This window comes from Ktedonobacter racemifer DSM 44963 (assembly GCF_000178855.1).
In the GTDB taxonomy this organism is placed as follows: Bacteria; Chloroflexota; Ktedonobacteria; order Ktedonobacterales; family Ktedonobacteraceae; genus Ktedonobacter; species Ktedonobacter racemifer.
Genome location: NZ_ADVG01000002.1, coordinates 1,096,749 through 1,118,167, shown reverse-complemented (window position 1 = coordinate 1,118,167; position 21,419 = coordinate 1,096,749). Strand labels below are relative to the sequence as shown.

The following is a 21,419-nucleotide window of genomic DNA, read 5'->3' as shown; positions in this document are numbered from 1 at the left end:
GCCTGGGATGCTCGCCCGGGTTGGTGTAGTGTGTGCTGGCTGCCGCAGGTTGCCAGCACACACTACACCTGTAACTAGAAATCGTATGCTGGGTGACAAGGTGGTATCGTATGGTAAGTATGTCCTGGAGAAAACGTTTGTCGAAGCGTGTTTCTATCTGGCAAAATAGACTCTATCTCTATCCACGCCCTGAGCCGCTAGAACGCACGCGTCTCTTCTGGGTCGCGCTTGGCCTGGTGACGACAGCTGTGGTGGTGTTTTCTGCCTATTTTATCTTGTTGCTGACCACTGGTCATAGCGCGTTTGGGACTAACGCCGAAGACCTGGGGATTATGGATCAGGCGGTCTGGAACCTGGCCTATCACGGTGAGCTTCATCAAACAATCTGCAATATTATTTCTGATACAAATTGTTACTCACCTGAAGGCATCAACCGCTTCGCGATTCATTTTGAGCCGATTTTATGGCCCATTTCGTGGCTCTACTACCTCTGGGCCGATCCACGCATGCTGCTGATTTTTCAGACCGTTGTTGTGGCTCTGGGGGCCTATCCGGCCTTCTTGCTGGCCCGACTCCGTCTGCGCAACGAATTGGCCGCTGTGGCGATTGCCCTGCTCTATTTGCTCTATCCTGCTCAGCAGCAAGCGACGATCTATGACTTTCATGCCGTAACGCTGACCACGAGCCTGTTGCTCTTTACGCTTTATTTTATGTATACCCGGCGTACCGCACCCATGTTCGTATTTGCGCTGCTCTCGATGGCCTGTAAAGAGGAGATTCCACTCGTTATCGCCATGTTCTGCCTCTGGTCGATGGTATTTCAGCGGCGCTGGCGCAGTAGCGCTATTCTGCTGGTCATTGCCCTGGCCTGGTTCGGGATTGCCTATTACTTTGTTTTCCCACACTTTAGCCCAACGGGAAAGCCTCTGCTCACGGGGCGCTATGATGGCGCGAGCCAGGGGACGGTCAAAGGCTTTCTGCATAAGTATCTGCTGGATAGCAAACATCGCGCTTATCTTGAGATCCTGTTGCGGCCTGCGATTTTCCTGCCTGTGTTAGCCCCATGGGTGCTGATTCTAGCCGCGCCAACCCTGGCCTTAAATCTGCTCTCGTCACATGAGGGACAGTACAGTGGTCTCTTCCAGTATAATGCCGAGATTGTTCCTGTATTAATTTTTGCGACGATTGAGGCCATTGTGCTTTTGCTCTGGCTGGTACAGCTTGGCTCACATTGGCTGACGAAACGTCAGGTACAGGTTGCGCCTGACCTGTCCGAGAGCTCGAGACCCATGCAGAAGAGTAAGCCACGCTTGACTGGTCGTCTGCTACAACTGGGCTTGATGACAGGGCTGCTCTCTTTGACGCTCTTTAGCTCTCTGCGTACAGATTACTATTTCCATGGTGCTCTACCCTTCTCGGTTGATTTCCATTGGCCCCGGATCTCTGCGCGTACGCAGCTGCTTCAAAAGTTTGTGGATATGGTTCCACCCAATGCGTCGATCTCGGCTCAGACACGCCTGGTACCTCACTTGAGCCAACGCCAGAAGATCTACATGTTCCCTTACGCTAACGAGCAGGCGGACTATGTGTTGCTAGATTTACAGGGCGATTTGTATCCCTCAGGTGGGTCGGATGCCTACAGCCAGTCCGCAAAGAGTGTTTTGCTGAGTGGTAAATACGGGATTGTGAGGGCTGAGGATGGAATGCTCTTGCTGAAGAAGGGGTTGCCTGCCCCTGGTCTCTCACCGCTCTCTCCTGTACAGGCTGGTCCGGGCGCCGATCTAATACATGCGCTTCCAAATCTTCCGGCCTCTCTCTGCGCTGATACACTCGTGTCCCCTCAAGAGATGAAGCAAATTCAGCATCCACTCCAGGCCACCTTCAGTGCCGGGACTGGCAGTCTGCAATTGCTGGGTTATGATGCAACCTTGAATAGCAAGTATGAGAACGCGAAGACGCATCAGTATGATCGTACCGATGTGCATGCGACGATTTCGACCTACTGGAAAGTCGTGCAGCCTATTCGTATCTCCCAGCAGGTTGCCTTCATTATGGAGACAAGCGATAGGCAAGAACACCTGGCCAGTACTGATGTGCCGCTGCTAAACTGGTGCCAGAGTAGTACCTGGAAGACAGGCGATGTAATCAAGATGCAGTCTAACGACTTCTTCTTGGCACCTCAGGGAACCACTGTTCTCCCAAAAGGGCTAGCCCATCTTTCCATAGCTCTTTTACCTCTAGCCCAACCTTCTAGTACAATAATGGATGTGCAAGCACGCCTTCATGTAGACATGGAGAAGAGCCAGGATGGTGCTGAGGTCAATCAAAACGCGCGGCTCTTGCGTTTGTTCGCATTGAACCTGATCTAAAAAAATCACTCACCTGATGCTGAATGCGTTGGCATGCAGACCGATTGAACGAAAGAGGATGTTGCGATGGGCGTCTATATAGGTCAACTACCGCCTGCTGAGATTGCGAGGTTGAAGGCTGAGCTTGCCGAAACTTTAATCGCGAATTTCTGTTACCCACGGTTTTTTGACCACCGGAAACAGGCATTATGTACGCGGCCAGTCGACCGTGCCAAGCGCCAGGAAGTCTGGTTATACTTAAGCTCATTCGACTTTACGACCTGGGGCCGGCTCGATCTGATGTCGGTGGATCTTCAGCACCAGGTAGAGCGCCTCTTTATTCAGTTTGTGCAGCGCAACCGGAGCTTTTTTGGCGAGCAGGGCCGGCGACGCATGGCGGATATTCGCATGCTTATCAATACATGTGCATCATCTGTCGTACAGAATTTGCGCTTGCATATCTCGGGGCAGAAACAGCTCAATCCTCCCTTTGGCAGCCCTCGCCCAGTAGTCTCCTGGTCGGTACCCAGTTTAAGCGGGAAGGTCGAGCTAGGCTGGGAGCAGATTGCAGCCTCTACAATGCAGCTTCAGCAGCAGTTGCAGGAGCTACGTGGCGAACCCTCCAGGAGTGCTCCGCCGGCCCAAACGTCAGCGCGTGGCACCAGAAGCGGTGCATTGCGTGCCGAGAATGCCTCTGCTGCTGCGGGGATATACGCCGAGTTTAAGAACAAAGGGCCAGCCGAACAGGAGTATGGGCAAGCGGCTTCGACGTTGGTGGAGCCCTTGCCTCCCACGCCTCACGTGCGTCCGCGTCCGGCGGCGAACGCACCGGGGCGCCCTGCGGCTACCGTAGCTCCGGCTCAGCCTACGCAGGCTCCTCAGCAGGGAAGACGTCCCTCCGAGCCTTTGTCTCAACCCGTTGCTCGTGCCAACGTTCCGGCTGCTACCAGGCCTGAGACTTCACGCCGTTCGGGGCCTCTTGCACCGCCCACAACGCCGCCATCCGACACATGGCGCAATAGTAATAATATAAGAGGTGACGTTCCACCAGCCTCTTCTGGAACACAGGCTCGGCGCCCAAGCACCAGTTTGCCCGATCCACGCGCACGCGTCGAGGCACCACAGTCAGTGCAGCCTGAGACCGCGCAGGTCTTTGAGCCCGTCGAGCCTTATCAGCCACAGACCTCCAATGGAGCGCACCATAATCGTGGAGGGAGCACTGCCCCTTCCTATGGGGCTATTGAGTCGATGCAGACATCCTCTATGTCTCCTGTACGCCCAGAGGATTTTACCGCTTTTCGCAATCCGCCGACTTCAGAGAAGCGCGAGAATGATTATGTCGCTCCGGTTGCCGTTAAGCCCGCACAGCCTGCTCCTACCCGCTCCACGGCTCCCGCCCCTATCGCGTCCAATCTTCCGGCTGAGTCCCGCGAATCCAACGCGCTGGCCGTGGGCGATGACGATATCGCGATCTTTGAGCAGATGCGCCAGCAGCTGGTCGTGTGGTTGCGCATTGAGGTGATTACCTCTGGCCAGGAGATCGATAGCCAGGGACCCGTACAGCTTATCGAGTTGCTCAGGCAGCAGGGACGCATCGATGAGACACGCCTGCAAGTCGTCTCGACCCTGCTCAACCTCGCGAATCAGGTGATCAAGACCGGCCAGGTCTCCCTGATGGATTATAAGCAGGCCCTGATGTTCCATCTTATGCATACACGGCGTTAAAGATTTAAGCTAATGGAGCATGATGAAGCGCGCCCTGGTAGCCACAGGCTACCAGGGCGCGCTTCATCATGCTCCATTATTACCCTTTTATGCGCTATGGGTTACCGCCGCGGTAATTGAGGGCAGCAGTTCCTGTAGCTTCTCCATCCAGTCGGGGCCGAGGAGGCGACGCGGGATACGGACCACACCCTGTTGCACCTGGGCATCATTGCGGAAGCGCTTATACAGGTTGATGCGGTTGGGAATGATATTGCGCTTGACGCTCAAGATAAAGGCGTTATCCTTGAGGGCAATCGACTCATAGCCAAGCTGAGCAGCCTGTACCTTCAGCCGTACCAGGGAGAGAAGGTTCTGGACCGGGGCAGGCAGGGGACCGAATCGATCAGTTAGCTCTGCCTCCATGGCCTCGACCTGCTCGGGCTGGCTCAGGTTGGCCAGGCGTTGGTAGAAGTTGACCTTGAGCGTGCGGTCACCAATGAAGTCGTCGGGCAGGTAGGAGTCCAAGGGGAGATCAACGCTGGTGGCGATGCCCGCGACCTCGACTGGCTTGCCCTGTATCTCCTGAATGGCTTCTGCCAGCAGTTTGCAGTACAGGTCGAAGCCAATGGTGTTCATAAAGCCGGACTGCTCGCCGCCCAGCAGGTTACCCGCGCCACGAATCTCCAGGTCTTTCATGGCGATTCTGAAGCCTGCTCCCAGTTCGGTGGCCTCAAAGATGGCGCGCAGGCGTTTCTCCTGAATAGGCGTCAGGCGCGCGTTCTTGCTGTAGAAGAAGTGGGCGTATGCTTGGTGCGTGCCGCGTCCCACGCGCCCGCGAAGCTGGTAGAGTTGCGAGAGGCCGAAATATGCGGCGTTGTTGACGATGATGGTGTTGGCGTTTGGAATGTCCAGGCCGTTTTCGATAATGGTCGTTGAGATGAGGACATCAAACTCGCCATTAGTAAAGTTGAGCATGACCTTCTCCAGCATGTCTTCGTTCATCTGGCCATGCCCAACGGTGATACGCGCCTCGGGGACCAGTTTCTGGAGCTTCTGCGCGATCATCTGAATACCCTGCACGCGGTTATGCACGAAGAAGACCTGCCCTCCCCGGTCTATCTCGCGTAGAATGGCCTCGCGTATCAACTCATCATCATATTCACGGATGGTGGTGCGGATAGGGAGGCGCTCCTGCGGCGGAGTCTCGATGACGCTCATGTCGCGCAGGTTGACCAGGGACATGTGCAGGGTACGCGGAATGGGGGTCGCGGTCATGGTGAGCACGTCGACCTCGTTGCGTAGTTGTTTCAGGCGCTCTTTATGCATGACGCCGAAGCGCTGCTCTTCGTCGACGATGAGCAGGCCCAGGTGGAAGAAGACCACATCCTTTTGGAGCAGGCGATGCGTGCCGATGATGATATCGACCTTGCCCATCGCCAGGTCTTCCAGTACCTGCTTCTGCTCCTTCTCCGAGCGGAAGCGGCTGAGTAGCTCGACGCGTACAGGATAGGCCTTGAGGCGCTCTTTAAAGGTGTTATAGTGTTGCAGGGCCAGGATGGTGGTGGGCACGAGCACGGCGACCTGGCGCTGGTCCAGGACGGATTTGAAGGCGGCACGCAGAGCGACCTCGGTCTTGCCGTAGCCGACGTCGCCGCAGACGAGGCGATCCATGGCCTTGGGACGTTCCATGTCCGCCTTGACCTCTTCGATGGCGCGGGCCTGGTCGGGCGTCTCCTCGTAGGGGAAGGCGTCCTCCAGTTCCTGCAACCAGGGCTGCTCGGAGTCAGGGGAAAAGGCGTACCCAGGGGCCGCTTCGCGCGCGCTATAGAGCTTGAGCAATTCTCTGGCAACGTCCTGAACGCTCTCCTTCACGCGCGACTTGGCCCGCGTCCACTCGGTTGTACCCAGCTTACTTAGTGCGGGGACGGAGTCGCCCATGCCGATAAAGCGCGTGACGCGGTCAAGCTGGTCGGTTGGTATATAGAGCTTATCGGTTCCGGCGTAGTGAATAAGCAGGTATTCGCGCTCCACGCCGGCCAGGTTCATTTTTGTCAGGCCCTCAAAGCGCCCGATGCCATGTTCCTGGTGTACGACATAGTCGCCAGGATTGACCTCCGCCAGGAATGAGGCGGGGGTGACTGGCTTGCGCCGTTGCTGGCTACGTCGCTTGGACCAGCCAAAGATCTCGGTATCGGTGTAGATATAGAGCGCGAGCGAGCGACACTGCCAGCCCTCGCTCATCTGGCCCTGGATGAGGGTGAGCGTGCCCGCTTCAGGCAACTGATTAATATTGGTGCCAGGGCTAACGTGAATGGCCTTGTCCTGAAGAATACTCTCGTCACTGAGCACCTCGGCCATACGCCGCGCCTGCGCCGTGACGATGACGATGCGGTCCCGGTTCTCCAGGGCCTTGCGGCAGTCCAGGACGAAGGCACGCAGGCGTCCACCGTAAGAGTTGGCGCTGCTGAAGGGGGGCATCAGGTGCTCTGAGCCACCATGCTGGCGCATCTCAAACTCGCCCTCGGCGGCGGAGAGGATATCGGCGAAGCGTACCTGGCGTCGCTGCTGGAGCGCAAGCTCTAGCTCTGGCCAGGCTATATGCGCCTCTTTCAGATGTGCTGGGTTCTCGCGCTCACGCTCCAGGCGCTCTTTGATCTCCTGGACCTGGGCGTCGAGCTCCAGAATACGATTTTGAATGAGACCAGGGTTATCCAGAATGAGCAGGCCTGTACGTGGCAGGTAGTCTAGCACAGTGGCTGGCTGATGTAGGTAGGGGAGATAGAAGGCGATATCGTCGAAGGAGCGCCGCTGCTTGAGCACGTCGAGGTCGTTGTTCCAGCGCTCCTCGGCGTCGCGATGCAGGATTTTGCTGTCGAGCGTGGCAAGCTCCTGCGCGGCCTGAGGACCACGTACCGGTAGCGCCTCGCGGGCAGGGCCCACTACACAGTCCTGAATCGGGTTCAGGGAGCGCTGTGTGGCCTGGTCAAAGGTACGAATAGACTCAATCTCATCGCCGAAAAACTCGATGCGCACGGGACGTGGCAGCGTTGGTGGAAAGAGGTCGATAATACCGCCGCGATGGCTGAATTGCCCCGGTTGCTCAACCTCGGCGACCGGCTCATACCCCAGGTCATAGAGCTGCTCAAGCATCGAGGTCAGGTCGATCTCCTGTCCCTCACGCAACTGAAAGAGGGCGGTGGCAAGCTCCTGTGGCGGAATGACTGGCTGAGTCAGGGCACGTGCCGAGCAGACAACAATCGGGGTGCGCTCACGCTCGACCAGAGCTATAAAGGTTTGCAGGCGATGTTGCGTGGTTTCGGCGTCGCCTATGAGGCGCTCGAAGGGCATAGCATCCCGGTCTGGCAGGCAGAAGACATCACTAGGATTGGTAAGAAATTGTTTGAGTGTCTCCGCCAACTGCGTAGCCTGATTCTCGTCCTGTACGACGATCAGCAAGGGCTGCTTGAGCGCGACGGAGAGGGCCGCGATAACATATGGGCGCGCAGCCTCCGTAATACCAGTGAGCAAGGGAACGCCTTCGGGCTGGCGAATCTGCTCCAGAAGACGGCGAAATTCAGGCCGCTGGGCCAGTACTGAAAGTAATCCCTGTAAAGTCACAGCATCCTCCAGCAAGTGCGGTGTCGTGTCATGCCCTGCCTCGTAAGATCCTCAAACGGATCGAGAGACATTTTGCAGGCCAGATAGCCGCACATCGCTTCCAATCTACATCCGCACGAGGAGTATAACAAAAGGAAATTTAGCATGTCAAGTTTATATATAATAGGAAATGCCCCTACAACCACGTGGGGTAGGGGTCGTGTCGACAGCTTCTTCTCTACTAGTCGCTATCATAGCGTACAAGACACATTTTCGCAATGCCCCAATGCATAGTAATGGACCTTTTTGTTGTGTTTTGAGCTATATTGATAAAGGTTATGGCAATGTCTTTTCCACGCACACCCTTCACCCCGAAGGCTCGCGTAGCGAGCGAGGCAGAAAGTGAAAATGCTGTCTCTCCCTCTTGACAGTGGGTTTTTTCTCGGTTGCTATTTCAATAGTCATTGAAATGCTGAATTATTGAGGTGCTAAAACGGAATATATCTTGTGACCAGCATAGGCCGGAGAAACATCCACAGGTGCCGTACCAGACCTGTCAGCGGCCCAGGGATAAAAATTAGGCGTGGAGATGAGTAGAGACAGAGGGGACATATGCAAGAGGCCTATAAGGCAATCGCCGATCCGACCAGGCGGCGTATTCTTAAATACTTGCGGGGAGGAGAGCGCACCGCGGGCGAACTGGCGGAGCATACAGGGGCGAAGCCTAACGCGCTCTCGCATCACTTGATGGTGCTCAAACTGGCTGACCTGGTGCGCGTCGAGCGGCGCGGTCAGTTTCAAGTCTATTCGCTAAACACAACCGTCTTTCAAGACTTGATGGCTGAGATCATGGATTGGTTGGGGGGAATGGATGAGGAGAAAGACGAAATGCTGTCAGGTGAAGAGCCCCCCGACGAATCAGAGCCGGAGGCTCGTATTGAGCATAATTAAGTATCCATGTGATACGCGATGAAGCATAGAGGAGAGAACCATGAGTGCTTCTGATAACGAGCGCGAGAAGATCGCGCCGCAACCTAAAACCTGGACGATGCCAGTGGTCCTGATGACAACCATTCTGGTGCTACAGATCATAATCGCTATCGTGACCTATCCCTTTCTTCCCGACCAGGTTCCCTCACACTGGAATATCGCGGGGCAGGTCAATTCTTATGCGCCAAAGCTGATTGCTATTGGCCTCTTCCCGCTTATTAGCTTTATGCTACTGGTGGTCCTACGCGGTCTCGTCAAGATGGGTCCGCGCCTGACCAGGGATGGCGAGAGCAGCAATCGCTTTTTTATCGATATTGCTCTATCCAGTGTCATGCTGTTGATGCTGGTCCTGCAAATGACGGTCGTGGCCTTCTCGCTCGGGGTGAAGCTGGATCTGCCCTTTGTAATCTGTTTCGTGATCTCGCTCTTCTTTATCGTGCTTGGCAACTATATGGGAAAGCTGCGCCGCAACTTCTGGGCTGGCATCCGCACACCATGGAGCCTGGCAAATTCGGTTGTCTGGGAACGCACTCATCGATTGGGTGGTTGGCTCTTTGTGGCAGCGGGTCTGGTCGGCATCCTGTGCAGCTTTATACCATCGCTGCGATTATGGGGAATTCTCGTTCCGATCATGGTAATCTCGATCTTTCTCTACATATATTCATATATCTGCTATCGGCAGCAAGTCCAAGCTGGAAATGAACCCCTCTCTCCACCGTTTGATGGGGGTAACTAATAAAAGTGGGAAAGCTAACAGCGCTGTTAGCTTCTCCGGTGAGCGACTATATCAAGGTTATGGCTCATCCGGTAATGCGTGGCTTGGGCGCATTGCCGGATTATTGCTTCTGCCCATTATTTTGTGAGGCGCATCCACTCACTATATGTTATCTCTTTTGTTTATAGACCCTGAAAATGTAGCATATGGCATACCGTGTCACAGGCTGCAGACTACCTAACTCGTCGTGGATGGTCTGTTCTTTATCTTCCATAGGTTTTCAAACTCCTATTAAGTAAAGGTTCAGGTTCGTTCGTATCAATTCCATACCATTGTGGCTCCAGCCAGATATTTGGGGCTGACGACGGTGGCAGGTTGGCAAAAAAGAAGTATTAGTCGGTATGGCACCCTAACCCCACTGGCTTGCACTTCGTTGGGCACCCAATGGCCAAGCCTTTCAGATGGACCTATCAGGGCGAGGCATTGATGGCTTAAACCTTCCTTTGAAAGGCAGAATAGTTCGTTTGGTATCATACGTGTTGCCGGTATTCAGGAGAAATGGCTGATGAGTGTCATGCCCCCAGAGCCTCGCCTCTTCCCAAACATGGGCGACCCATGACTGGCAACAGCTAAAGCCGTGCGACGATGCGCTCGATCTGCCGTCGCCGTTTCGTGTACACGTCATCAAGCTTGGCAGAAAGGCCTGCGACGAGTTCTGGATCGGCGCTGTTGGGAGAACCGCCTGGGAAGGGTGGTTGAGGATCGTACTCGATGCTCAGTTGAATGGATTGAGCAACATCTTTCCCAAACAGGACAGATACGATGCTCAATGCGAGGTCAATCCCAGCAGAAACCCCTGCACCGGTAATACGATTCCGATCGACGATCACGCGTTCAGCGACGGGCTGTGCGCCAAGTAAGCTCAACAGATCCAGATAGCGCCAATGAGTCGTTGCACGGTAGCCTTGAAGCAAGCCCGCAGCTCCAAGGATGAGTGAGCCTGTACACACAGAGGTCAGCAATCTGGCTGTCTGCCCCCGTTCTCTCAGGAAGTTGAGGAAACCTTCATCTTCCATCACAAGCTGCTGACCGGGGCCACCAGGGACGAAGAGGATGTCAAACAAAGGGGCATTTTCAAAAGAGGTATCGGGAGTAAGCGTCAATCCTTTCTCCGTGCGGATGGGCTCAAGAGAGGAGGCAACGAGGTATACATGTGCTCCTGGCATCCGGCTAAACACATCATAGGGACCGGCCAGGTCGAGCAGGGTGAGGCTGGGAAAGAGCATCATTCCTACCGACAAATGAGAGGGAGCATGCTGAGCCATGAGAGGCTTCCTTTCTTCTGCAATTTCAGTTGTCTTTCGTTCCAATCGATGACTCAGCTCAAGCGGAGCGGCTGATGCTTGTTATGCTTCAGACTTCTACGTGCTTCGTTTATCATCGCGAAGAATCTCTTCATGTTGATGTGTTTAGCATAGGACACGGATTTCCAGAACGTCAAGTGGTAACTCTTCCCTTGTCAAGCCCAATCATTTTGCGCTCGTAGAAACTACAGATGTATTTCAATCTCTGTGTACTAGAATCTACTGCACGGGCAGGAACTGCTTCAGTCGAAGCATGGAGAAAGATACTAGAAGTAGGACATATGTTCATTTTCACTCGTATAGGTAATGAAATAGTGTTACATAATAGCCCACGGATTGCGCAACGAGCTAACGAGAAGGGACGAAAAACGAAAGGTTCCTGATGAACTTGAATGGCTTCTCGCTCATATTCACTTGGCTCTTTTCTCGACATCATTTTTGCTCTACACTTCAAGTATCTGACTTTTGGAGTGAACGTTATCTGAAAGGCTTATTTTCTGATTACTCACTCCTAAGTGACGATGAGCGACAGGGAAAGGAAAAAACTTCATGTCCGATCTGGGAAAAGATTCATGGGACTGTCATGGCCTGGTCAAGGAACCTGCTCCTCTCCAAATGGTGGTGTTAGACGCGATGGGGGTCATTTGCACCAGTGGAGATGATGTGGCAGATTTGCTCATTCCCTTTGCGAGAAAACATAGCTGCCAGTTATCTGATGCCGATATCACCTCCCTTTATCGCCAATGCAGCCTGGGCAGGTATTCATCGGGAGCTTTGTGGCAACGGTTGGGTCTCAAAGGAAATCCTGATGAACTTGATGAGTCCTATCTTCAACAACACACCCTGATGCCTGGACTTCGCTCGTTTCTCCACACGCTGCGCACATGGGATCTACCCATTGCCTGCCTTTCAAACGATGTGGCAGAATGGTCAAGGAGGCTTCGGAAGATCCATGACCTTGAGGGAGTCATTGCTTCCTGGATTATCAGCGGGGAGGTCGGTATCCGCAAGCCTGATCCAGGCATCTACGAGTATGGTCTCTCGACGCTCCAATTCCCTGCTCAAGCGTGTCTCTTTCTTGATGATCGTCTCCCTAATCTTGAGGCAGCACGCTCACTGGGTTTCCGTACCGCCTGGTTTCAACCAGGTGCATCTGTCTCAAACAGTTCTCCTCACCCTCTCTTGACCTCTTTCCGAGAAGTAGAGAGATGGCTCAGGGAGGGAGACGAAAGCAACCATGCCGAGAGGACGAACCTTTCCCTGGATGGTCCACGATGACTGATAGCAGCACGTCAGGCCGCTGCTTTCACCAGTCTCCTGAATCAGCTCGTTCTCCCTCGGCTCCGACGGACTTTCGGGACATTGCTGGGACTGATCGGGAGGCAAGTGCAGCCGCGCCTGAATCAGCGGATGTTCGAGCAGATGATAGTCTTTGCCGCGGATCACGAACGCAAAACCAGCGAGATCGGAGAGCACCGCCCCATTGCCATATTGCCCATCCAACCTCAGCAGCGTGCGTTCTTGCAGAAGGTGGGAGGCAGTCAGATATCGGCCAATGGCGGCGAGCCCCTTGCGCAGCTCTTCCCGATATTGCCCGTTGCCCCGATTCCCGAAACTGCCGAGCCGCTGATAATTGTGCGCCTGCGAAACCGTTGTCTGTGTCCTGACGATCTCCCCCCGCTTGCGGCCCCAGTAGCCTGGCGCACACACGTCATCCAATCGGCGAAAGGGCGGAGGAAATTCATCAGTTTGGGGTAAGGCGCGTTGCCGAGCAGCTTCCCGCGTCCTATTGACATCAAAGACCATCCAGGTGTTTCCCGCTCGATCCACCAGCCCTCCGGTTTGCTTGTCGGGAGTGAGGGGGCGAGCGAGCAGATCATCGAGAAAGAGTGCCCACAAGGCTTCGACCGGTTTCTCCGTCAACGCCGCTAAAAAGCGCGAGAGCGTTGAGCGGGCGGGGAGTCGGTCACGCTCAAACACGGCCATGAACGGGACGGCAAAGGGCTGGAGGCTCTCGTAGAACTCCTCCAGGGTGCGCTCTCCACTGATAGCGTAGCCAAACAGCACCGCCAGAAAATCAATCACCTCATAGTGCCCAAAACGTCGCCGGGCAAAACGGACCCGCTCACAGAGTTTCGTGAACACTCCTTGCTTCTTCAGATGCGTAACAACCAGCACGACTTCTCCAAACCAGGGAGGCGAACAGGGAGCCAACTCGGACGATGTGTGGATTTGAACAGAAGAATCGACTGACGGCCCATGATTCGCAGCACAGCGATCCTTTCTAAAGATTTCTCGCCACGATGTGGCTAGTGGGTCAACCCGCAATTGAGGTGCCATGAGCGAGTGCGGCTGCTGAACCACCCAGGCAACAAAATTGGAGTGGGGGTTCGCTTTATTCTCCCTGGTCAATAAGGAGCCAGGTGCGCGTTGTCTGCTGGTACTTCCATCCATGTGCCTGCAAGACCCGACGGATCGTTCTTGGGCTGATGTCTAAAAATCCTTTGGCATGCAAGGACCTTTGCAAAAAGGGAAGTGACCAGACAATACATTGATCGACGTCCCAGGTGGGACGACGCTGTATTTCTTGGAGGATCTGTTCGTGATCCTGACTGGTATAGGTCGGCTTGCGGCCACGACCAGGAGCAATCGAGAGGGCTTCTACCCCGCGATGATGAAAGCGTTCGACCAATTGTGAGACCCCATCCTGGCTCATGCCTGCCTGCCTCCCAGCTTCTGCAAACGTGCATCCATCCGCAACAGCTAAGAGCGCTTTTGCTTTTTTTGCCGTACTCACTCGCTCACTGATGGATGTAGCTTTTCGGGAAAGCTCTTCACGCTCTTGTGGTGTAAGTTGACGCAATGGTCTTTTTTGCGGAAATCCCATGGTGATCTGCCTCCTTGCAACTCCTGCTTCTTTGAGTGTACCATCTCTTTCCCTTTCAGAACAATAAGCTTGTCAGAAGGTGATAGAGGTGATAGAGGTGATAGATTCAAAGTGTGGAGGGAACCAAGCATGAGTAAAATACAAAAAGATCCATTACGTGAATTGTCTCAGCAAGAAGAGCAAGCCTTACAAAAGCTTGCCAAATCCACCAGTGAACGCATGGATATCATCAAGCGAGCGAACGCGTTGTTATCTGTCAGAGCGGGAAAATCCTATACCGAGGCTGCGATAGTCGCAGGATACAAAAGCAATGATACCATTAGTCGATTGGTGAGTCGCTTCAACCAACACGGCCTCCTCGCCCTTTCCATTGCGACAGGTCGTGGTCGCAAGCCGACCTACACGAGTGCGCAGCAAACACGCATTCTCGCCGAAGTGCAGCGCAAGCCTGATCACCAGGAAGATCAAACGGGCATCTGGTCTCTGATGACCCTGCGCCGAGCATTGCGCAAAACGGATCTGCCTCATGTTGGTGCTGAAACCATTCGTCAGGTGCTGCATGAGTCTGGCTACAGCTATCAGCGCACGCGCACCTGGTGCCGTACAGGCTACGCCCTACGCAAGCGGAAAAGTGGCACCGTGACTGTGTATGATCCAGAAACGCCGAAAAAAAACTAGAATCGTAAACTCATCTTAGAAAGTTGTTCCTCCAAACGAGCCAGATAGGCGGTGGGATCTTTGCGAAAACGAAACTGCTTGCGACGAGCCTCTTGCCGAGAGGAGATTCCTGACCGCACGTGCTGCCAGCGGGTCAGATCGTATGGGATCAGTTCCTCGGCGCTGAACGAATGCAAGCGTGTCGCCAGTGCCGCGGTCACCCGCACTGGTCCATGCACCACCAGTCCAGGGATGGCTCCTTTGCGTCCCGTGGCTCGGCGCTCACCAGCTCGGACCTTGCCAAAGGCCTGCTCCAGATCGTTGTTGGTTTTGGGCAGACCCGCCACCTGATAACAGAAGAAGAGATGGGGGGCATAACTTTCGGTCACTTTCAGGAAGTGCACGAGCGCCGGCCTCATAGCCTCCGACTGTCCGACCTGCTCTTGCATCCGCATGAGATGGTTCTCAAAGCGCTTGTGCACGTCTTTTGCCTCGTGCTGTTGCTGGTTACTCAAGACATGGGCCACCTCGAAAAGCAGCGTAAAGAGCGGACGCACGACCTCAAAGGGCTCCTTGGTGGCCCCCAGCCCTTTGTTGAGCACACGCTTCAATCGTTCAAGCGCGCTGGGAAGCCCCTTTTTTCTCCCACTCGCTCAAGTGAATCATGGATCGCTTGAAGTCGTTCCTGCAAACGTAAGCCAGAAGCCGAGAGCGGTGGCAAGCCATCGTCGGTCAGGCTGGCTCGAACCGCCAAAGCGTACTCGTGAATCACTTCCGCCTCAGCATCGGTCCTGCTTTCCACGGCTCGTTCGATGGGCCGCACACCGCGAACCTGCTTTTTCAGTTCCTTTTTGGCGTGCCGATCCGCCTCAAAGATGAGTTTGCCCGCTTCACGCAGGTAATGAAAGTGGCAGAGCTGATGAGGAACCTCAGGGAAGACACTGGCAACTGCCCGGCGAATGGAGAGCTGCCCATCGGAGATGATCCCATGAACCGGGACAGAAAGGATCTCTTTCACCTCGGTGAGCAGGCCGGAGAGATCTTCTTGGGTTGAACTGAGAAGCGCTCTAGCTAGCACGATCTCCCCTGTGAGCACTTCCCGGATCACCCAAAGGACCTCATGGCCCACATCGGGTTGCAACCCATCGATGGCCAGGATCACTCGCCCTTGAGAGGAGAAACGGGTGTGCAGTCGTTGCCGGCAGGAGAGATGCAGCGTCACCAATTCCTCGTAGCGGTGCATCAGATGCTCAACGGTCCGTTCACAGACCCGCAGTCCTCGCTCCTGCAAGATCCGCTGCATTTCGGGAGCTGAGCGCTGTTCTCGATAGCGCAATCTGCCCACCAACGCGATCAGATCCAGACCACATTCTCCATGGGGTAACGCCCATCGGCCTTCTTCCTCTGGTCGGTAGGGCTGTTTATAGGCCTGGCATGCTGGATTGGGACAACGACGAACGACCAAGCGTAACTGGACTAACCCCTTGACGGTAAGGATCTTCCGATGCGCATGATAGGCCACCGGCATCCATGTTCCACACGAGCGACAATGCTCCTCGTGTGGCTCTAAACGGACCTGCTGCTCTGCCTGGGGACGGGCAACTCTTCTTCCTCTCATCTACGTTTTCTCCTGATGCACCTCTTTCTGTACAGTTTACTCCTTCCTCCAAGGCCTGTTTACGATTCTAGAAAAAAAAGACTAATTGAGCTGGCGTGCGAGCAGGCAGAGGCGGCTGGGATCGTGCAGTTGAATGAAGATGAAGCCGGGCCCTATCAGGCCATCCCCCAACCAGGGGCATCGTGGCAACCGGAAGGCTACCCAGCCACTCAACCACATGAGTATGAGCGGGGTGGTACCGCAAAACTCCTCACCCTCTTCCGTCCGTCCACTGGCCATGTGCGCGCCAAAGGAGTGATCTCGGCCACCAATGCCGTGCTGCATCCCTGGCTTCAAGAACAATTAAGCGCAGTGCTTACCGAGATCGAGAAGCAACAGCCCGCAGAGACCTTGCCTCCCGAAGAGGAGCGACCGCTGTATGCCCGTTGGGAAACCTGGTTGGGTCATCCGCCTGGCCGAACGCTCCCCCCTTTGCGTATTCTTCTGGTGCTGGATAATCTGGCGGGACATCTCTCCTCTGATCTGGTTCTCTGGTTTTTTGATCACGGGGTGATGCCGCTCTATACGCCGATTGGTGGGTCCTGGTTGAACATGGCAGAGTCGGTCCAACGCATTCTTGTCCGCCGGGCACTCAGTGGACAATATCCTCAGAATGCTCAAGAAGTGATTGACTGGCTGGAACAAACCGTGGCTGGCTGGAACCAAACTCCAACGCCCTTTGTCTGGAATGGCAAGCGACGCCGACGCCGCGAACGTGCCTACTTACGTCGCTTAGGTGGTTCAGCAGCCGCACTCGCTCATGGCACCTCAATTGCCAGTTGACCCACTAGTACATGGAGGCCGAAATAGTTCTGGAGTAACTCAAAATTGAAAGAAAGACGACTCAGCCAACGCCAGGCCCGAAACCTGAAGCACTCCCCTCTCAACAATACTAAGCGAAACGAATTGGAACGGCTAGTATGTCAGCATAACACGTCCCAACAAGTGGCGTTGTGAGAACGGATCATCTTGCTTCTGTTTGAGTGGTGATCTTTTCTTGACTATTCAGTCAAAATGCTCTCGACCCTTTGATAAAATCTCTCCCGTGATGTGCATGAGAGCATCAAAAAATTCATCGATCCAGCGGAACATCCCTCCCAAAGGATCAGCCCTGCGCTCGTTGGAGAGAAGTTTTACAGATACTGAGCATTTTCCCTCAGCTCTCGTGACCTGCATCTCTACGTTCCATGCTTGGCCTAACTTGGCAGTGATCGTCCCTGCCTGTGCATTAGCGGATTGAATTCTGAGCAAACGCTTGGTCCCCATCATACTTTGTTGCTCACTTGGTGGCCCGAAACTCTCAATGGTTCTCACACAGGCTTCAAAGACGACCTGGTAACTCCCACGAATGTCACGACTCTTTTCTCTTGTAACCATCAGATCCTCCAGGAGCGTAGTGCATTCTCAGTACATCTTATGCAGACAAAGGCCATTTTCTCAGAAAAATCTCATGCTTCTTATTTTTTCTCAATCATTCTCTCTTCCTCTATCTTATCCTTTGATACCTTTCCCCTGCAAGCAGGAAGAACTGGGAGCCTGAGAGGAACGTTGCAATAGCGTGATCAGGAGGAGCCAAATGACTACGACACTTGGGGCATTTGCTTCAGCTCCCAATATTACTACCAGTGCGGCTGAAAGAATTCTGGAGTAAAATAGGGCCAGCAGACGAAGGAGGACAGAGAGCATGCGTGGTCCCAAACCGGTCGTGTTGACGTTGAGCGAACAGGAACAAAAGGAGCTGGAAGCACTGGTGCGTCGGCAGAGTACTCCCCAACAAGTAGCCCTGCGAGGACGAATGATCCTGGCTGGGGCTCAGGGCAAGAATAACACGCACGTAGCCCGAGATCTGGGTGTGAGTGTGGACACCGTGCGCAGTTGGCGGCTACGCTGGATTGGTTTGCAGGCGGTGTCGCTGGATGAATTGACGGTGAACGAACGGCTGACCGATATCCAACGTCCAGGACGACCTTCGGAGATTACTGCAGAGCAAATCTGTCAGATCGTTGCTTTGGCTTGCGAGCAACCGAAAGAACGCCCGATCAGCCACTGGACGGGACAAGAAATTGCTGACGAAGTGATGCTGCGCGGGATTGTGCCCAAGATCTCCGCACGCCATGCGGCTCGCGTGTTAAAAAAAGGGATCTCCAACCGCATCTGATCCGCTATTGGTTGACTCCGTCGGTTGATCCGCAGAGAGAAGCCACCATCAGGGCGATCTGCCAGGTGTATCGACAAGCCCCCGATCGGGCCAAACAAGGAGAACGGACGATGAGTACGGATGAACTGACCGGGGTTCAGGCATTGGAGCGTAAACACCCAGGTTTGCCACTGGCTCCCGGAAAAGTGGAGCGACGTGAGTTTGAGTACCTTCGCCACGGCACACGCGCTTTTATCCTCAGCCGCGACGTTGTAACCGGAGAAGTGGTGGCTCCCCATGCCGGACCGACGCGAACCGAGGCCGATTTTCTCGCCCATGTCCAGGCAGTGGTGGCTACTGATCCCCAAGCCACTCGTTGGCATTTTGTCTGTGACAACCTCAACATCCATCAATCCGAAACGCTGGTACGCTTCGTCGCAGAACGCAGTGGAATCGAGGCGGATTTGGGCGTCAAAGGCGAAAGCGGGACGCTCGCTTCCATGGTCAGTCGAGCAGCCTTTTTGAGTGATCCCACCCATCAGATCGTGTTTCATTACACGCCAAAGCACAGTTCCTGGCTCAACCAGATCGAGATCTGGCTCAGTATCCTCGTCCGCAAATTGCTCAAGCGTGGCTCTTTTCTCTCGGTCGATGATTTGCAAACCAGAGTGCTGGCCTTTATTGCCTATTACAACCGCACGATGGCTAAACCCTTCAAATGGACGTACCAGGGCAAGGCTTTGATGGCATAAACTACGGCATTATTTGAGCCGTAGTGTACTAGCCGGATAAAAGGATGTATGGCCCCAGTTGCCTCTAGCAACTGGGGCCATACATCCTTTTATCCTCTATGACGTTAGTGAGGATAGGTGCGCCGTGTACAAGCACTTCCCAATCTTCAGGCCAGGCCAGCCAGGTCCAGAGCTAGCCGGATGGCTGCGTGGGGATCATAACTGTGCGTGGCGAGATAGTCATAGGTGAGTTCATGGTCTGCTTTGAGTATGTTGCCTTGCTCTTCATTGTTGGGGAAGAGGATCCGGCGTTTGAAGGCGATGTGTCCCTTGAGGCGCGAATACTGTAGGGTGAAGCTGAGCGCATCAATGAAGCAGTTGCCAGACTGAGCCGAAGGGGTACCTATGACGCACGCGCCATGGCGTTGGAGGGTCACAGCCGTATCAAAGCCCGCGCTATATGTTTGCGCTGAGATGAGCACGTAGACCTTTGGTGTCCATGAGGCCTCGTAGGCGCGCTTCTGAAACTCGCTGGCGAAGGTTGGGGATGTCTTAACCTGCTGGCGCAGATCCGCCAGAGTTTGCAGGCGTACGCGTGGCGTAAAGCCACTCTCCTGACGCTGCAACCAGCTTGCTTCGTCGGTGTAGTCATAGCCACCATTGCGCAACGCTTCACTGTGTTCTTCCGGTGTGTCTTTTATATAGTTTTCGAAGTAAAGTGTTGAGTAGCGTTTGATTTGATAGCTTTCGTCCCAGGCGCTCGCGAGCATAGCATCGATGCCGTAAAGAAAATAGCTCAGAATGGTGGCAAAGAACGAGTTGCCGCTAGGGCAGAAGCGTAGATCAATGATGAGTATCGAGGTATGTGCCAGGCGCATTGCGGAGAAGAGGTCGCGAAGTAGGTCCGTTGCTGCCGGGACAAGGGCGATGCGTTCTTCCAACTTCCCGGGCGGGTTTGTGTCAAGGGGCGGGTAACGTTGCGCCTCCTCAAGCGGCTGTTCCATGTGCCCGATGTAACCCTGAGCGTGGAATTGCTCAAAGCTCTCGCGATAGCGCAGGAGTGAGTCGGCTCGCACATATGCTACCTGGTGTCCGGCATCGAGGAAGGCGCGGCACATGCGTGCTGAATTGAGCGGGGGCAGGATAAAGGTGCTATCTGGCTCCAGGGGAATACCGGGGCGCTCCTCAAGAAGCGGAATCTGGATGGTTTGCTGATCGCCATTGCGCAGCGTGAGCGTCACCTCGATAGTGTTGGGCGGCTCGTCCTGGTGCAGGAGGGTGCTGAGGAGCAAAGGGTCTTTTAGGGCCAGGGTCAGGTGAACGAGGTTCTGGTAGATGTTATCGTAGCCCTGGATCTTGCCCATACGTGTGAGGAGGGTTGGTAGTGGTAGGCTGTTCAGGGCGAGCAGGCGCGCTCCCAGTAATACCTCCTGCTCAGGTTGGTAGACCCGGGCGAGGTAGAGATCCTGCTCGATTACCGACCAGGTCAGCCAGGGGTGACGGCGCGTCCTGGCCTCGCACTCCTCCTCTGGCGTAAACAGGCATGTATTCCCATCGCCCAGCGAGGCGACGAGCGGGCGTATGTGGCAGAGAAACTGGGTCTGAGTCAGTCCATCTGCTGGGATGCTGCTCAGGAGCGTGTTAACACGGCGATGAAAGGCGAGGGAACCTCCGCCTGCAGTATAGGGATCAGGATGGGACTCGCTCAAGAGACGCGTAAGTTGGTAGAGGTCTTCCTGAAGCGCTTGCCGGGAAATGCGCTGCATATTACCATTCTCTCCTCTCTCTGCTCTCTCCCCATGGTACCTCAAAGCGAGAAGCCACCTTACCTATACTTCTCACTTTGAGGTACCATGGTCTACTACACCTCCTACCGGCCCTTGAGGGAAGTTGGCGCCTGCGGCGAGTGTCAAGCCAAAAAAGGCGAAGTTCCAGGAGCGAATGTTAAGCTCTGGGGCTGGAGGAGTCTTCTGCCTGCTTCTCACCGATTGTGGCTTGTTGCTGGCGGGCGGCTTCGCGCTCTTGTTTGAGGCGGCGCTTCTCTTCTGCCTTGCGCTGGGCCTCGGGATCGACATTGAGGGTATTCATGGCCTGATCAAGCCCTTCGCGTAGGATGAGCGAGAAGGCTTCCAGGGCCTTATCCTCTGTCTGAAGCAGGGTAATATACTCATCTTTGGGAGGGATGCCCAGCACATAGTTGATAGTGTCTAGACGGCGGTTGGCGGGTCGCCCGATACCGACGCGCAGGCGGGGAAACTGGTCGGTATGCAGGTATTGGATCAGGCTCTTCATGCCATTATGCCCACCGGCGCTGCCTCTGGCGCGTACTCTGAGTTGTCCCACGGGCAGGTCGAGTTCATCATAGACCACCAGGATATCCTCGGGTTCGAGCTTAAACCAGCGCTGTAGCTCGCCTACAGCCTCGCCACTATTGTTCATAAAGGTAATGGGTTTTACCAGGACAACTTTCTCATGCTCGAGGGTGGCGTTGGCAATCATCGCCCGCCCACGGCGCTCCCAGCGCACGCCCAGCTTCTCCGCCAACGCGTCTATGACGCGGAAGCCCACATTATGCCGGGTCCGCTCGTACTGGGCGCCAGGGTTACCCAGGCCAACAAGTAGTTTCATAAGG

Annotated in this window: 17 protein-coding genes; 9 read left to right on the top strand and 8 right to left on the bottom strand. The window is 54.8% G+C overall.

The genetic code is table 11. The features are described 5' to 3' along the window. Window positions 1-137 precede the first annotated feature (137 nt). On the top strand, window positions 138-2,369 hold the full coding sequence (locus KRAC_RS21110; RefSeq protein WP_157506900.1) for a DUF2079 domain-containing protein: 2,232 nt from the start codon (window positions 138-140) through the stop codon (window positions 2,367-2,369). Window positions 2,370-2,435: 66 nt separating this feature from the next. Further along, window positions 2,436-4,073, top strand: coding sequence for a hypothetical protein (locus KRAC_RS21105; protein WP_007910556.1), 1,638 nt, complete (start codon window positions 2,436-2,438; stop codon window positions 4,071-4,073). Between the two features lie 87 nt (window positions 4,074-4,160). On the opposite strand, the gene mfd is transcribed toward KRAC_RS21105, so the two are convergent. Further along, window positions 4,161-7,670, bottom strand: coding sequence for a transcription-repair coupling factor (gene mfd / locus KRAC_RS21100; protein ID WP_007910550.1), 3,510 nt, complete (start codon window positions 7,668-7,670; stop codon window positions 4,161-4,163). Window positions 7,671-8,261: 591 nt separating this feature from the next. Between mfd and KRAC_RS21095 the strand changes: the two genes are divergently transcribed. Both KRAC_RS21095 and KRAC_RS21090 read left to right on the top strand, forming a co-directional pair. Next, window positions 8,262-8,600, top strand: coding sequence for a metalloregulator ArsR/SmtB family transcription factor (locus KRAC_RS21095; protein ID WP_007910548.1), 339 nt, complete (start codon window positions 8,262-8,264; stop codon window positions 8,598-8,600). A gap of 40 nt (window positions 8,601-8,640) precedes the next feature. Next, entirely contained in the window at window positions 8,641-9,375 is a 735-nt protein-coding gene (locus KRAC_RS21090) for an SdpI family protein (protein ID WP_007910547.1), read from the top strand. A gap of 608 nt (window positions 9,376-9,983) precedes the next feature. Here the strand turns inward: KRAC_RS21090 and KRAC_RS21085 are convergent. Beyond that, entirely contained in the window at window positions 9,984-10,679 is a 696-nt protein-coding gene (locus tag KRAC_RS21085; RefSeq protein ID WP_007910543.1) for a DJ-1/PfpI family protein, read from the bottom strand. A 588-nt stretch (window positions 10,680-11,267) separates the two neighbouring features. Here KRAC_RS21085 and KRAC_RS66315 point away from each other — a divergent pair. Next, window positions 11,268-11,996 (top strand): HAD family hydrolase, encoded by a 729-nt coding sequence (locus KRAC_RS66315; protein ID WP_007910539.1) that lies wholly within the window; start codon window positions 11,268-11,270, stop codon window positions 11,994-11,996. Here KRAC_RS66315 and KRAC_RS21080 read toward each other — a convergent pair. Both KRAC_RS21080 and KRAC_RS21075 read right to left on the bottom strand, forming a co-directional pair. Further along, the gene (locus KRAC_RS21080; protein ID WP_007910537.1) at window positions 11,877-12,896 is read right to left on the bottom strand and encodes a hypothetical protein; all 1,020 of its coding nucleotides are present in this window, start codon (window positions 12,894-12,896) and stop codon (window positions 11,877-11,879) included. The genes KRAC_RS66315 and KRAC_RS21080 overlap by 120 nt on opposite strands. A gap of 217 nt (window positions 12,897-13,113) precedes the next feature. After that, complete coding sequence (locus KRAC_RS21075; protein ID WP_007910535.1) at window positions 13,114-13,605, bottom strand: helix-turn-helix domain-containing protein; 492 nt, start codon at window positions 13,603-13,605, stop codon at window positions 13,114-13,116. Between the two features lie 129 nt (window positions 13,606-13,734). Here KRAC_RS21075 and KRAC_RS62130 point away from each other — a divergent pair, with 129 nt between their 5' ends. After that, window positions 13,735-14,283: a helix-turn-helix domain-containing protein gene (locus KRAC_RS62130; RefSeq protein WP_007910533.1), complete on the top strand. Its 549-nt coding sequence runs from the start codon at window positions 13,735-13,737 to the stop codon at window positions 14,281-14,283. Here the strand turns inward: KRAC_RS62130 and KRAC_RS66310 are convergent. Further along, a protein-coding gene (locus KRAC_RS66310) for a transposase (protein WP_085954385.1) occupies window positions 14,280-15,790 on the bottom strand; the annotation gives its coding sequence in 2 pieces (ribosomal slippage) (window positions 14,280-14,908 and window positions 14,908-15,790; 1,512 coding nt in all). The two genes, KRAC_RS62130 and KRAC_RS66310, sit on opposite strands and share 4 nt — an antisense overlap. A 213-nt stretch (window positions 15,791-16,003) precedes the next feature. On the opposite strand from KRAC_RS66310, the gene KRAC_RS21055 reads away from it, so the two are divergent. Beyond that, entirely contained in the window at window positions 16,004-16,702 is a 699-nt protein-coding gene (locus KRAC_RS21055; RefSeq protein WP_244422220.1) for a transposase, read from the top strand. Window positions 16,703-16,924: 222 nt separating this feature from the next. Here the strand turns inward: KRAC_RS21055 and KRAC_RS21050 are convergent, their stop codons facing one another. After that, a complete protein-coding gene (locus tag KRAC_RS21050; protein WP_007910531.1) occupies window positions 16,925-17,296 on the bottom strand; it encodes a hypothetical protein in 372 nt (123 codons plus the stop codon). A gap of 307 nt (window positions 17,297-17,603) precedes the next feature. Between KRAC_RS21050 and KRAC_RS76160 the strand changes: the two genes are divergently transcribed. Both KRAC_RS76160 and KRAC_RS76155 read left to right on the top strand, forming a co-directional pair. Continuing rightward, on the top strand, window positions 17,604-18,077 hold the full coding sequence (locus KRAC_RS76160) for a helix-turn-helix domain-containing protein (protein WP_052568487.1): 474 nt from the start codon (window positions 17,604-17,606) through the stop codon (window positions 18,075-18,077). A 110-nt stretch (window positions 18,078-18,187) separates the two neighbouring features. After that, window positions 18,188-18,808 carry an IS630 family transposase gene (locus tag KRAC_RS76155; RefSeq protein WP_052568484.1) on the top strand — a complete coding sequence of 207 codons (621 nt, stop codon included), beginning with the start codon at window positions 18,188-18,190 and terminating at the stop codon, window positions 18,806-18,808. A gap of 146 nt (window positions 18,809-18,954) precedes the next feature. On the opposite strand, the gene KRAC_RS21035 is transcribed toward KRAC_RS76155, so the two are convergent. Continuing rightward, entirely contained in the window at window positions 18,955-20,553 is a 1,599-nt protein-coding gene (locus KRAC_RS21035) for a S41 family peptidase (RefSeq protein ID WP_007910527.1), read from the bottom strand. 178 nt (window positions 20,554-20,731) lie between these two features. Then, window positions 20,732-21,415, bottom strand: coding sequence for an aminoacyl-tRNA hydrolase (gene pth, locus KRAC_RS21030; protein WP_007910526.1), 684 nt, complete (start codon window positions 21,413-21,415; stop codon window positions 20,732-20,734). Window positions 21,416-21,419: the final 4 nt, after the last annotated feature.